Genomic DNA, 12,256 nt, shown 5'->3' with positions numbered 1-12,256 from the left:
TCACTTCGATGCAGGCGGTAACCGCCTGGGGTTGTTCGTCAGGTAATCGGTGCTTCGTATGCCGCCACGGCAAAGCCGTACACCGTGGCCGGTTGCAGCCGGACCTTGGTGGCCGGACCACCGCTGGCCGGCACACTCAGGGTTTCCCCCGGCAACACATAGGTGCGCGGCAACATCGCCTTGCCGTCGCCGGGCAGCAGGCGCAGCTCCTGGGCCAGGCGCACCACATAAGGGCTGGTATTGCGCACCTGCAACGTATTGCCATGCTGTGACCACGTCAGCTCAGTCCAAGGTGTGCGATTGGGCGCCAAGCCCTTGGGATGAATGATCACCGGCAGGTTCTGGCGTACCGTCACACCCACCCGGGCATGCCCGGCTTGCGTGGCGGGGCGGCCCTGTGGCATGCCTTCGAAAATCGCGCGTTTGAGGCGCTGGGTGAGCAGCGGTTGCTGGCTTTGCAGGATGAAGCGCACCAGTTGCGATTTGGACGGCTCCACCCGCGACAGCGGCGGCGTGACCACCAGCAAGGGTTCGGTGTCTTCGGGGATGTCTTGCAACGTGACATGCAGCAGCGCCAGTTGGCTGTCGGTGTTGGTGACCGACACGGCGGCTTCGCCCTCGGCTTCGTGAACGATCACCACGGAGGTGTCAGGGACCATGCCGTCAGCCCGTGCGCCCGTGCCGCCGAGCAGCAGCGCCAGGGCCATAAGGCAGGTTGCGGGGTTGAGCACTGTGGTCATGAAAGGGGTTCCATAGAGGTCAGAGGTAGCGCAGGTCCAGCACCACGGAGCCATCGAGCGGCACCGCCTGATCCAGGGTCAGGTACTGGGTCGCGTTGATGGACGTGTCGATCTGGAGTTGGGCGCTTAACTGGCCGATGAAATCGGGCTGGCGATCCCCGACCGGAGCAAAGCCGATATAGGTTTTGGGCCAGGCTTCGGACGCCGGGCGCCAGGTTTCGCCGCTGTCATCGGAGGCCAGCACTTGCAAGACTTGGGCGTCTCCCACCGGGTTGCGATATGACAGGGCCACCGAGCCCAGGCGCTCGGCCGGGGCATGGATATTTCGGCCCAGGCCATAGAGCACATCAGGGTCCAGGGAGGATTGCGCTCGGTTGTCGAGCCCCACCAGGGCGAACAGCATCGGCCGGCCGCACTGCACATGCAGTTGCAGTACGCGACTGGGCAGCTCGGTGACCACGTCGTCGCTGAGGGTATGGGAAAGAATTTTGCCGTGGTCGATCACGCCTTCGTCGGACAGCGTCACCAGGCAGGCGTCCGGGGTCAGCCGACCGGTCACGGTGACATCCACCTTCGATGCGGCGTGGGCCGCAGCGGCGCTGGTCAGCCAAAACACGATCACCGCAGTGCAGGGGTAGGTGTTCATCGATTGCGCCATTGGCCGAGGCAAGCTCGGCAGATCCGAAAAAAAGCCCATGCCGCACGCGTCAGCCAGGCATGGGCACCCAGGGTTACAGGTACTTCACTTCAAGCGTGGCGGAGCCGTCGATGGTGACCTCGTTGCTCAGGTCCAGGCCATCGGTACGGGCGATCACGGTTTGCACTTCCAGGTCCGTGACCAGTTCCTTGACCGAGGCCGGCTGGCTAGGGTCGGCCATGGTGGCGATCGATACGTACAGGCCGGCATCCCAGGCGTTATCGCCGTACCAGGTATTGCCGCCATCGCCGGAGACAATCGACTGCATCTGCGCGCCGTCGGCGACCGGGTTGCGCACGGTCAGCAGAAACCAACCCAGTTTCTGGGTGCCGTTTATCAGGCCCAGGCCGTAATTGGCGGGAGAGGCCGATGAGCCGGCACGGTTGTCGACGGAATGCAGGGCAAATTGAATCGGTGCATCGCAGATGACCGCCATGGTCATGGTGTGGGTGCCGATCAGCGTTGGGTTGTCCGGGCGCAGGTCTTTGGCGGAAATCTTGCCGTGATCGATGACGCCGCCCCGGGTCAGGCTCGGCGTGCAGGCGCTGGGTACGATCAGGCCCTTGACGGTCAAGTCGACCGTGGACGCCGCATAAGTGGCGGCAGAGCCGAGCAACAACAGGCCGGTGGCGAGGGGAGTGAGCAGGCTTTTCATCGGGAGCGAGTTCCTTTCGAGTCAATGGGCAGTTAGAGGTAGTTGAGTTGTACGGTGACGTGACCGTCGATGGGCACCTCATCGATCAGCGTCAACTCGTCTGCGGGGGCAACCCGCGTGAATAATCTGAGATCGGCGTTAAAGTCCTTCACCGCAATGGGCGCCAGTTGGCCGGAATCGCTGGCGACCGCACTTTTGAATGCGTAGCTCAGGATGTCGCTGGGGTTCCAGGTCACACCGTCGCTGGATATCACCATCCTCACCACGGCGCCATCGGCCACGGGGTTGCGCACGCGGAAGGCCACGCCGCCGAGTTTTTCGTCATGGGGCGTCATGCCCAGGCCATGCCAATGTCTGGGGCTGGCGGAAGTGCCAGCGCGGTTGTCGATGGTATTTAAGGTAAAAAACGTCGGCCCCTCACACACCACGCTCAGGTGCAGGGACTGGCCCGGCAAAGAGGTGTAGTGATCCGAGTTAAGGTCCTTGGCGGTCATTTTTCCGAAGTCGATTTCGCTGCCGCCGGACATCAATGGCGCACACGCGCTGGGGGTGATGCTGCCCTTGACGGCGAGGTCGGTGGAGCTGGCGGCGAACGCCGGCGGTACACACAGCAGTGTCAGCAGGAGCCGGTAAGCAAAGGCTTTCATGGGCACAGAGTCCTTTCGGGAGAGGTCAACGCAGTGTTGAGTGGGTTACAGGTACTTCAGCTCCAGCGTGGCGGAGCCGTCCAATGCCACATCGTTGGTCAGAGTCAGGTCGTTTGCCGGGGCAATCGCGGTGTTGAAGACGAACTCTGCGGCGGCATTTTGCAGGGGATGGGGTAGCCAGCCGATTTGGGCGTCGAGGCTGCCGAAAGCCACCAGCATGCCGGGGATGATCGCCTCGTCCTCATCCACGGGCGACCATCGATCCGTCGTGTACTGCCCCAACAACGTCGACGGAATATCCGCCACGGGGTTGCGCAGCGACAGGAAATACCGGCCCAGTTTCTCCGTGGTGCCGTCCACCAGCCCCAAGCCATAAGCCCCGGAGCGGGTCGAGGTGCCTACCCGGTTGTCGACGGGGTGGATGGCAAAGAGCGTCGGCGCTTCGCAACTCACCGTCAGTTGCAGGGTTTTGACTTCCAGCACGGTGTGGTTGTCGGGGGTCAGGTCCTTGGCCGAGATTTTTCCAAAGTCCACGGCCCCAGGCAGGCTGGGCGTGCAGGCGCTGGGGGTGATGGTGCCCTTGACGGTCAGCTCCACGGAGCTGGTCGCAAACGCGGATGAGGCACTGGCGAGCAAGAGGGCGGCACCCACCAGGTTTAACGACGTGTTCATTTCAGGTTGTTCCAATACAAAGTCGGTGGTTGGCAAGCATGTCGGTTTCGAGGCGCCGCGGTGCGGTCGTCCGTTCCCTGTGATCGGGGTGGGGTGCAATCTAGCGACGGGGCACAGGAGGGGGAATGCAACTATTACGAGAATGATCAAGCGGCAGACGTGTGTCGGATGCTTGTCGGAATAGGTTTGCCGAATATGTAGGAAAGTTGGTTTTTTCGTAGTTTTTGCATCGTCATGACGCCACCCATGGAGATAGCGTGACGTCGCGATAAGTAGTCATGTGAGTGTTTCGACTCTGTTTGCCTGGCTGCTACGTCAGCGCTGTCGGTTTGTTGCGAATGCCGCGTGCTGCAAAAACGACCGCAACCATGAGGTGACCATGGAGACTGACGTATCTTCGGACGCAGTGCTTTCCCGTGAATTGACACCTTCGACCGAGCCGCCCCTCCATTGGCGGCACCTGAAGGTCCTGGTGGTGGAAGACCATGCGACATACCGCGTCTTGATGGGGTGGCTATTGAAAAAACTCGGCTTGGGCCACCAACTGGCAACTGACGGGCAGCACGGTTTGGCGGCTCTGGCCGAGACCCCCTTCGACCTAGTGATCAGCGATTGCCAGATGCCGCAGATGGACGGCTACACTATGAGCCGCGCGATTCGCCTGCGCGAACATGCCAACGCACAGCGGCGGGTGCCGATCATTGCCCTGACCGGCAACCTGGTGCATGACGACCCACAGCGTTGTCGCGACGCCGGCATGGACGCCTGGCTGGTCAAACCGTTGACCCTTGAACAACTGCATGGGGTGTTGGCGTGCTGGTTACCGGGGCCGTCCGATGTGGTGCCGGTGCTGCCCAAGACCACGGGCTGGCCGACCCGTGCGGGTCTGATCGAAGCCTTCGGGGATGCGCGGGTTGTCGACCAGATGCTCGTCAGCCTGCTGCGCGAAGCGCGGGAAGACACCCTGATGCTCGACCATGCACGCAAAATCCGCGACGCGTCGTTGACTGCCGAAAGCCTGCACCGCTTGGTGGGTAGCCTGGCTTTTCTGGGCATGGCCGAGCTGGAGCTACGCGGCATGAGCCTGATCGAGCGGGTGCATGCCGAGGGCGTGGTGTTGAATGAGGCGCACCTGGACGCCTTCCAGGCCGACCTACGTGCTTACCTCACTTACTTGGGCTCATTGTGATGCCCGCAGACATTTGTAGGGAAAGGGAAGGCTGTGTTGAGGGTAATAGCTGTAGGTATTTTCTTTTTATTTTGTAGGTCCAAAAGCGGCGGCTATCAAACATTGATCGTGAGGAAAAACGCCGAGACTTCTGCGGTTGTTGAGGGATGGCGGCGGGGGTATTTTGCGCGGAATCTAGTGGCCATCATCTGTGGGTATTTATGCTTCGCGTAATCATTGCTGACGATCATCCCATCGTACGCATCGGGCAGAGAGTGGTGATCGAGGCGAATGGACGGTGCAAAGTGGTGGGCGAGGCCGACGGTCCCGATCAACTGCTGCGTGTGCTGGCGACCACACCCTGCGATGTGCTGGTGACCGATTTCGCCATGCCTGGTGGCCAGCAGGCGGACGGCTACGGTTTGTTGAGCCTGCTGCACCGCCAGTACCCGACGTTGCCGGTGATCCTGGTGACCATGTTTGCCAATATCGCCACGTTGCGAGCCTCCTTTGCCCACGGCGCGCGAGCTATCGTGGCCAAAAGTGCGTCGGCCAAGGAGCTGCCGCTGGCGATCAAGACCGTAAGCGCGGGCCAGACCTTTGTCAGTGAATGCCTGCGGGCCCAACTGGTGGAAGCCGGGCCGGGTGACCAATCGCGACAGCCGCAATTGTCCGAAAAAGAGCGTGAGGTGGTACGCATGCTGGCCAGCGGCATGACCGTCAGCCAGATCGCGGCGCGGGTCAATCGCAGTGTGTCCACCATCAGCAAGCAGAAGAGCACTGCCATGAACCGGCTTTGCATTTCCACCGACGTAGACCTCTTCGCCTATGCCCGCAGTTGCGGCATGGTGCCCTGAGGCGGGCTACTATTGGCGCGGTGAATGTCAGTAGCCTTGGCGGCGCGGGCGGCTTATCGTGCGCCTATCTTTTTCGCCGTCGACGGAGCCTGCCCATGAGTGATGCCCACAACGCCCTGATCACCGAGTTCTATCGCGCGTTCCAACGTCTGGACGCCGACGCCATGAGCGCCTGTTACGGCGACGACGTGATCTTCAGCGACCCGGCGTTCGGTGAGCTGCGCGGTCGGGACGTCGGCGATATGTGGCGCATGCTCACCACCCGCGCCAAGGACTTCTCGCTGACCTTCGACCAAGTGCGCAGCGACGACACCCGCGGCAGCGCCCATTGGGTGGCGACCTACCTGTTCAGCGCCACCGGCAACACAGTGGTCAATGATATCCAGGCGCGTTTTGTGTTCCGTGACGGCAAGATCTGCGAGCACCACGACCACTTCGATCTGTGGCGTTGGTCGCGTCAGGCCCTGGGCACCAAAGGTCTGTTGCTGGGCTGGACGCCGCTGGTGAAAAACGCCGTACGCGCCCAGGCACGCAAAGGTCTCAAGGCATTCCAGGCCAGTCGTTGATAAGCTGGGCGCTCTTCTGGTTGACCGACTCGATCCGTGACGACTCCCACCGACCCCAAACCCTGGTTCGTTTACCTGGTGCGCGCCGCCAACGGCGCGCTGTATTGCGGCATCAGCAATGACCCGATGCGCCGCTTCGCTCAGCATCAAAGCGGCAAGGGCGCGCGGTTTTTCCAGTCCAGCCCGGCGGTGGCGCTGGTGTACACCGAGCAATGTGCAAGCAAAGGCGACGCCTTGCGTCAGGAACGGCTGATCAAAAAACTCAAGAAGAGCGCCAAGGAGTGCCTGGCCGCCAGTGGTGCATAGATTCGACTGATGGGTTCCCATCACGGCATCGCCACCCATTGCGCGCTAAGCTGGCAGCTCAACCTGACAACTGGACCCTGGCATGTCTGAGCTCATTCTTCACCACTACCCCACCTCTCCCTTTGCAGAAAAAGCTCGGCTGCTGCTGGGCTTCAAAGGCCTGTCCTGGCAGTCCGTGCTGATCTCGCCGGTGATGCCCAAACCGGACCTGACCGCGCTCACCGGCGGCTACCGCAAAACTCCGGTGTTGCAGGTCGGCGCCGATATCTACTGTGACACCGCGCTGATCGCCCTACGCCTGGAGCAGGAAAAAGCCGCGCCGGCGCTGTTCCCCCTCGGCCAGGAAATGATCACCCAGACTTTCGCCACCTGGGCCGACAGCGTGGTGTTCGCTCACGCGGTGAGCCTGGTGTTCCAGCCGGAATCGGTGGCGGTGCGCTTCGGCAAATTGCCGCCGGAAGCGATCAAAGCTTTTATGGCCGACCGCGCCGCGTTGTTCAGCGGCGGTTCGGCGAGCAAGCTGAGCGCCGACGTGGCCAAGCATCAATGGCCAGCGATCATGACGCGCCTGGAGCAACAGTTGCAGCGCGAGGCGGGGGATTTTCTGTTTGGCGAGCCGTCGATTGCCGACTTCTCCCTGGCCCACTCGCTGTGGTTCCTCAAAGCCACGCCAGTCACAGCACCCCTGGTGGACGCCTACCCGGCAGTGTGCGCGTGGCTGGGGCGCGTGCTTGGTTTCGGCCACGGCACGCCCAGCCAGATGACCGCCGAACAAGCGCTGGAGATTGCGCGCAACGCCACCCCGGCGGCGTTGCCGGACGAAGCGTTTGAAGACTTGAACGGCTTCCATCCCGGCCAGGCGGTGACCATCAGCGCGATCGACTACGGCGTCGACCCAGTGGCCGGCGAGCTGCTGTTTGCCGGGCGCGAGGAGCTGATCCTGCGCCGTAGCGACGAGCGCGCAGGCACTGTGCATGTGCACTTCCCGCGCTTCGGTTTCCGTATCCAGGCGCAGTGAATGAAATTATTTATCCACAACAGGTGAGGTAAACCATCCGCCCATCCGTGTAGTGCTTGAAACTGCGATCAATTCGCATTAACAGCGTTTTCTACACGGGTTCTCACAGCATGAAGTCGATGGCGGGCGGTTGGGTAAAACAGTGGCTGGGAGCCTCGGTACTGGCGGTGTCAGCGGTGGCTTTGCTGCCGTTGAGCGTGGCGCGGGCGCAGGAGCAGCAAAGCGCGCAGTTCGACTTTGCCCTGGCGGCCAAACCATTGCCACAGGCTCTCAGCGATTTCAGCCGGGTCACCGGAATCAGTGTGATCTACACCGATGAAGCGCCCTATGGGTTCAGCGCCCCGGCAGTGCGCGGGCAGATGAGCGCGACCCAGGCCCTGCAACGCCTGTTGGGCAACACCGGCATGACCTTCCGCCAGATCGACGCCCGTACCCTGGCCCTGGAACCCGTACCCACCGAAGGCGCGCTCAACTTGGGTGCCACCACCATCAGCGGCATTGGCCAACTTGACGACAGCACCAGCTACCAGCCGCCGCCCACCAGCTCGGTGATGCGCTCGCGCGGTCTATTGCTGGAAACCCCGCAAACCGTCAACGTGGTGCCGGCCCAGGCGCTGCGCGATCAGACCCCGCGCAACCTGGATGACGCCCTGGCCAATATCAGCGGTATCACCCAGGCCAACACCCTGGCCAGCACCCAGGACGCGGTGATGTTGCGCGGCTTTGGCGACAACCGTAACGGCTCGATCATGCGCGACGGCATGCCGGTGGTGCAGGGCCGCGCGTTGAACGCCACGGCCGAACGGGTTGAAGTGCTCAAGGGCCCGTCGTCGCTGCTATACGGCATACAAGACCCGGGCGGCGTGGTGAACATCGTCAGCAAAAAGCCTGAATTGACCCCATCCACCGCCCTGACCGTGCGCGGCTCCACCTTCGGCGACGGCAAGAACGGCAGCGGCGGCAACCTCGACACCACCGGGCCGTTGGGCGATTCAGGGCTGGCCTACCGGTTGATCGTTGATCACGAAGACGAAGATTACTGGCGCAACTTCGGCACTCACCGCGAATCGCTGGTGGCGCCGTCCCTGGCGTGGTACGGCGATTCCACTCAACTGCTGTTCGCTTATGAGCATCGTGAATTTCTCTCACCGTTCGACCGCGGCACGGCCATCGATCCCAAGACCAACCATCCGTTGGATATCCCGGCGACGCGGCGCCTGGACGAGCCGTTCAACAATATGGAAGGCCGCTCCGACCTGTACCGCTTCGAAGCCGATCACGATCTGAACGACGATTGGAAAGCTCACTTCGGCTACAGCTGGAACCGTGAAACCTACGACGCCAGCCAAGTACGCGTCAGCGCGGTGAACGCCAATGGCACCCTGACCCGCCGAATGGACGGCACCCAGGGCGCCATCACCACCGACCGGTTCGCCACCGCCAGCCTCGAAGGCAAGGTTAACGTGCTGGGCATGCAACATGATCTGGTGTTCGGCCTGGATGACGAGTACCGCAAAATCTACCGCGCCGACCTGATCCGCCAGGCCTCGCGGGGCACGTTCAATTACAACAATCCGGTATACGGCAACGAAGTGGCGGGCAGCACCTTCAGCGCCGCCGACAGCGCCCAGACCGACCTGCTGCGCAGCGACTCGCTGTTCTTCCAGGATTCGATTCACCTGACCGACCAATGGATTTTCGTAGCCGGTGCGCGCTACCAGATGTACGACCAATACGCCGGCAAAGGCGTGCCGTTCAAAGCCAACACCGATGGCAACGGCCAGGCCTGGGTGCCGCGTGCCGGGCTGGTGTATCGCTATACCGATCAACTGTCGTTCTATGGCAGTTACACCGAGTCGTTCAAACCCAACTCCACCATCGCCGCCTTGGCCGATGGCAGTACGCTCACCGGCGATCTTACGCCCGAGCAGGCCAAGTCCTGGGAACTGGGGGCCAAGCTCGACATTCCCGGGCGCATCACCGCCAGCGCGGCGTTGTTCACCATCGACAAGCGCAATGTGCTGGTCTCGGTGGGGTCCGGCGCGAACACGATCTACAGCATCGCCGGCCAGGTGCGTTCCCGTGGCCTGGAACTGGACGCCACCGGCCAGTTGAGCGACCAATGGAGCGTGATCGGCAGCTATGCCTACACCGACGCCGAGGACATCAAGGACAACGACCCGACCCTGGAAGGCAACCGCTTGCAGAACGTCGCCAAACACACCGGCTCGCTGGCGCTGGCCTACGACTTCGGCAGCCTGTTCGGTGGCGATCAACTGCGCATTGGCGCAGGCGCGCGCTACGTGGGCGAGCGGGCAGGGGACGCCGCCAACGACTTCACATTGCCGGGCTACACCGTGGCCGATGCTTTCGCCACCTACGACACCAAACTCGACGGGCAGAAGGTCAAGTTCCAGCTCAACGTGAAAAACCTGTTCGACCGCACCTACTACACCTCGGCGGCCAGCCGCTTCTTTGTATCGCTGGGGGACGCACGGCAGGTGTCGGTGTCGAGCACGCTGGAGTTCTAAGGCTGGTGGTGGGCGCGTTGGCTGCGACGATTCGACAACCCGGCTCACCACCAAGACAATTCCATGTCCCCCAGCAGCTTGCTCCACCGGCCCGCTCGCCACGGGCAGGTGGAGCTGTTAGCGTTGCCGCCACTGAAGATTTTGCGGAATTTGACACTGATGCATGTTGGACGATGGCTACCCCTGCTGTGCTTGAGCGTTTTCATGGGCGGTTGCGCGAGCGTTTCGCCAACCTCCACCCCGGCCATCCTTGACCATCTCATGGCCGACCCGGCCTTCAATGGCGCCACGGTCTCCTTGATGGTGCGCGACGCCCGCAGCGGCAGCACCCTCTACCAGCACAACCCGCGCACGCGCCTGGTGCCGGCCTCCAACCTCAAGTTGTTGACCACTGCGGCGGCGATGGATGTGCTGGGGCCGCAATACCGGTTTTCCACTCAGGTACTGAGCACCGGCAGCCGCCAGGGCGAGCGGCTGGCGGGCAATCTGTACGTGCGCGGCTTGGGCGATCCCACCGTGCAGTTCGCCGATTACCAGGCGCTGGCGGCACAGTTGGCCAGCGATGGCGTGCGAGAAGTGCAGGGCGATCTGGTGTTCGACGACACCTGGTTCGATGCCGAGCGCCTGGGCGTCGATTGGGCCCAGGATGACGAAAGCACCTACTACGGCGCGCAGATCTCCGCGTTGACGGTGTCGCCCAACACGGATTTCGACGCGGGTACCTTGATCGTCACCGCGAAAGCGCCCGTGGCCGTCGGCCAACCGGTGAGCGTTACCGTGAGCCCGGCCACCGACTACGTGCAACTGAGCAATCGCGCCATCAGCGGCCCCGGCAACACGTACGGCATTACCCGCCAGCACGGCACCAACCTGCTGCAACTGAGCGGTGCGCTGGCCCCCGGCAAGCAGAGCCGGCAGTGGGTGAGTGTGTGGGAACCAACCCAGCTGGTGGCGAACCTGTTTGAACAGGCGCTGGCTCAGCAGGGCATCAAGGTGCAGGGCCGGCGTGTGATTGGTGGCGCTACGCCAGCGACGGCTACATTGTTGGCCGAACATCAGTCGGCGCCGTTGCAGGAATTGATCACGCCGCTGCTCAAACTCTCGAACAACAATATGTCCGAGGCCCTGCTCAAGGCCATGGGCCGCAAGACTGCGAACGCAGGCACCGCGGCGGCCGGCGTGGCGGCAGTGGCGGGTTTTATGACACGCCAGGGGCTGGACCCGGCCAGCCTGAGCCAGGTAGACGGTTCGGGCTTGTCGCGGCGCAATCTGGTGTCGTCCCTGACCTTCACCGATCTGCTGTTGGCCAGCGTCAGACAACCCTGGTTCGACGCTTGGTATAACGCACTGCCGATTGCCGGTAATGCGGACCGCATGGTGGGTGGCAGCCTGCGCTATCGCCTGCGCGGGACGGCGGCGCAAAACAACCTGCATGCCAAGACCGGCTCCATGGCCGGCGTGTCGTCATTGAGTGGCTATATCACCGACGCCGACGGCCGGCGCCTGGTGTTCTCGATGGTCAGCAACAACTACCTGGGCAACGCCGCGCCGGTGCGCGCCGTGGAAAATCGCGTGGCCCAGGCCCTGGCCCAGTGGCGGGACTAGTTCAGGGCTGGTAGCCCATGCGCCAGCTTACGGCCCGGGTCGCCGCCAGTAATTGCTGGGCCGCCGGGCCGTCTTCATCGGCGTGGAACAGTGAGGTAGGGCCGACCACGGTCATTACCGCCGCCACCTGGCCGATGGCGTTGAACACCGGTGCCGACAAGGCGTCCACCCCCGGCATCAACAAGCCGTGCACAAAGTGCAGGCCACGCTGGCGGATCTGTTCGCAGGCCGTGGCGTAGGCTTGGTCGTCCGCCAGGGCGTGGGCGATGCCCGCCTCGATCTCCTGCTGGCGCAGCTCCACGGTTTCCCGCGAGGGTAGGTACGCACTGAACACCAGCCCGGTGGACGAACTGAGCAGCGGCAACACCGAGCCCAGTTGTGTCACCACCGTCACCGCGCGCACCGCCGGCTCGATCTGCACCACGGTCGCGCCCTGATTGCCCCACACCGCCAGAAAGCACGTCTCGTTCAGTTGGTCGCGCAGTTCCGCCAGGGGCAGCGCGCCGACTTTCAGCACGTCCATGCTGCCCAACGCAGCCAGACCCACGCGCAACGCTTCGCGGCCCAGTCCGTAATGGTTGGTGGCGTTGTTCTGTTCGGCGAACCCCGACGCGATCAATGCTTGCAGGTAGCGATGCACTTTGCTCGCCGGCATCTGCACATGCTCGGCCAGGCGCGACAGCGACGTGGCCGGGGATAGTTCGGCCAGGGCCTTGAGAATATCGGTGCCCACTTCGGCCGAACGGACTTTTTGTTTACCGGTGTCGCGGGGCTTTTCCATGGAGGGGCGGGGT

At 62.9% G+C, this 12,256-nt stretch carries 13 protein-coding genes; 7 read left to right on the top strand and 6 right to left on the bottom strand.

What is annotated here, in order from left to right:
* Window positions 1-38 precede the first annotated feature (38 nt).
* From YA0848_RS04370 to YA0848_RS04350, 5 genes are all read right to left on the bottom strand, one after another.
* Window positions 39-740 carry a fimbria/pilus chaperone family protein gene (locus YA0848_RS04370; protein ID WP_034096013.1) on the bottom strand — a complete coding sequence of 234 codons (702 nt, stop codon included), beginning with the start codon at window positions 738-740 and terminating at the stop codon, window positions 39-41.
* A gap of 19 nt (window positions 741-759) precedes the next feature.
* Window positions 760-1,386 carry a DUF1120 domain-containing protein gene (locus tag YA0848_RS04365; RefSeq protein ID WP_052448334.1) on the bottom strand — a complete coding sequence of 209 codons (627 nt, stop codon included), beginning with the start codon at window positions 1,384-1,386 and terminating at the stop codon, window positions 760-762.
* Between the two features lie 85 nt (window positions 1,387-1,471).
* Complete coding sequence (locus YA0848_RS04360; RefSeq protein WP_034096014.1) at window positions 1,472-2,092, bottom strand: DUF1120 domain-containing protein; 621 nt, start codon at window positions 2,090-2,092, stop codon at window positions 1,472-1,474.
* Between the two features lie 32 nt (window positions 2,093-2,124).
* Window positions 2,125-2,739 carry a DUF1120 domain-containing protein gene (locus YA0848_RS04355; protein ID WP_034096015.1) on the bottom strand — a complete coding sequence of 205 codons (615 nt, stop codon included), beginning with the start codon at window positions 2,737-2,739 and terminating at the stop codon, window positions 2,125-2,127.
* Window positions 2,740-2,784: 45 nt separating this feature from the next.
* Window positions 2,785-3,411, bottom strand: a complete 627-nt coding sequence (locus YA0848_RS04350) for a DUF1120 domain-containing protein (protein ID WP_040267346.1) — start codon at window positions 3,409-3,411, stop codon at window positions 2,785-2,787.
* Window positions 3,412-3,790: 379 nt separating this feature from the next.
* Between YA0848_RS04350 and YA0848_RS04345 the strand changes: the two genes are divergently transcribed.
* From YA0848_RS04345 to dacB, 7 genes are all read left to right on the top strand, one after another.
* Window positions 3,791-4,600: a response regulator gene (locus tag YA0848_RS04345; protein WP_034111851.1), complete on the top strand. Its 810-nt coding sequence runs from the start codon at window positions 3,791-3,793 to the stop codon at window positions 4,598-4,600.
* 200 nt (window positions 4,601-4,800) lie between these two features.
* Window positions 4,801-5,436, top strand: coding sequence for a response regulator transcription factor (locus YA0848_RS04340; RefSeq protein WP_034096018.1), 636 nt, complete (start codon window positions 4,801-4,803; stop codon window positions 5,434-5,436).
* 95 nt (window positions 5,437-5,531) lie between these two features.
* Entirely contained in the window at window positions 5,532-6,002 is a 471-nt protein-coding gene (locus tag YA0848_RS04335; RefSeq protein ID WP_169902766.1) for a nuclear transport factor 2 family protein, read from the top strand.
* Between the two features lie 36 nt (window positions 6,003-6,038).
* Window positions 6,039-6,308, top strand: coding sequence for a GIY-YIG nuclease family protein (locus tag YA0848_RS04330; protein WP_034096020.1), 270 nt, complete (start codon window positions 6,039-6,041; stop codon window positions 6,306-6,308).
* A gap of 82 nt (window positions 6,309-6,390) precedes the next feature.
* Window positions 6,391-7,326 carry a glutathione S-transferase family protein gene (locus YA0848_RS04325; RefSeq protein WP_169902764.1) on the top strand — a complete coding sequence of 312 codons (936 nt, stop codon included), beginning with the start codon at window positions 6,391-6,393 and terminating at the stop codon, window positions 7,324-7,326.
* A 110-nt stretch (window positions 7,327-7,436) separates the two neighbouring features.
* On the top strand, window positions 7,437-9,857 hold the full coding sequence (locus YA0848_RS04320; RefSeq protein ID WP_047881611.1) for a TonB-dependent siderophore receptor: 2,421 nt from the start codon (window positions 7,437-7,439) through the stop codon (window positions 9,855-9,857).
* Between the two features lie 159 nt (window positions 9,858-10,016).
* Entirely contained in the window at window positions 10,017-11,462 is a 1,446-nt protein-coding gene (gene dacB / locus YA0848_RS04315) for a D-alanyl-D-alanine carboxypeptidase/D-alanyl-D-alanine endopeptidase (RefSeq protein WP_047881625.1), read from the top strand.
* 1 nt (window position 11,463) lies between these two features.
* Here dacB and YA0848_RS04310 read toward each other — a convergent pair whose 3' ends face one another.
* Window positions 11,464-12,243, bottom strand: coding sequence for an IclR family transcriptional regulator (locus YA0848_RS04310; RefSeq protein ID WP_169902763.1), 780 nt, complete (start codon window positions 12,241-12,243; stop codon window positions 11,464-11,466).
* Between the last annotated feature and the right edge of the window lie 13 nt (window positions 12,244-12,256).

The organism is Pseudomonas sp. S4_EA_1b (assembly GCF_016307435.1).
Classification (GTDB): Bacteria; Pseudomonadota; Gammaproteobacteria; order Pseudomonadales; family Pseudomonadaceae; genus Aquipseudomonas; species Aquipseudomonas rhodesiae.
The sequence above is the reverse complement of the archived record's forward strand: the minus strand, read 5'-3'. Positions and strand labels throughout refer to the sequence as shown.

What these genes read in the sequence shown, in the direction of transcription:
- YA0848_RS04370 (WP_034096013.1), bottom strand. Translation starts at nt 740, where the DNA reads ATGACCACAGTGCTCAACCCCGCAACCTGCCTTATGGCCCTGGCGCTG.
- YA0848_RS04365 (WP_052448334.1), bottom strand. Translation starts at nt 1,386, where the DNA reads ATGAACACCTACCCCTGCACTGCGGTGATCGTGTTTTGGCTGACCAGC.
- YA0848_RS04360 (WP_034096014.1), bottom strand. Translation starts at nt 2,092, where the DNA reads ATGAAAAGCCTGCTCACTCCCCTCGCCACCGGCCTGTTGTTGCTCGGC.
- YA0848_RS04355 (WP_034096015.1), bottom strand. Translation starts at nt 2,739, where the DNA reads ATGAAAGCCTTTGCTTACCGGCTCCTGCTGACACTGCTGTGTGTACCG.
- YA0848_RS04350 (WP_040267346.1), bottom strand. Translation starts at nt 3,411, where the DNA reads ATGAACACGTCGTTAAACCTGGTGGGTGCCGCCCTCTTGCTCGCCAGT.
- YA0848_RS04345 (WP_034111851.1), top strand. Translation starts at nt 3,791, where the DNA reads ATGGAGACTGACGTATCTTCGGACGCAGTGCTTTCCCGTGAATTGACA.
- YA0848_RS04340 (WP_034096018.1), top strand. Translation starts at nt 4,801, where the DNA reads ATGCTTCGCGTAATCATTGCTGACGATCATCCCATCGTACGCATCGGG.
- YA0848_RS04335 (WP_169902766.1), top strand. Translation starts at nt 5,532, where the DNA reads ATGAGTGATGCCCACAACGCCCTGATCACCGAGTTCTATCGCGCGTTC.
- YA0848_RS04325 (WP_169902764.1), top strand. Translation starts at nt 6,391, where the DNA reads ATGTCTGAGCTCATTCTTCACCACTACCCCACCTCTCCCTTTGCAGAA.
- YA0848_RS04320 (WP_047881611.1), top strand. Translation starts at nt 7,437, where the DNA reads ATGAAGTCGATGGCGGGCGGTTGGGTAAAACAGTGGCTGGGAGCCTCG.
- dacB (WP_047881625.1), top strand. Translation starts at nt 10,017, where the DNA reads ATGCATGTTGGACGATGGCTACCCCTGCTGTGCTTGAGCGTTTTCATG.
- YA0848_RS04310 (WP_169902763.1), bottom strand. Translation starts at nt 12,243, where the DNA reads ATGGAAAAGCCCCGCGACACCGGTAAACAAAAAGTCCGTTCGGCCGAA.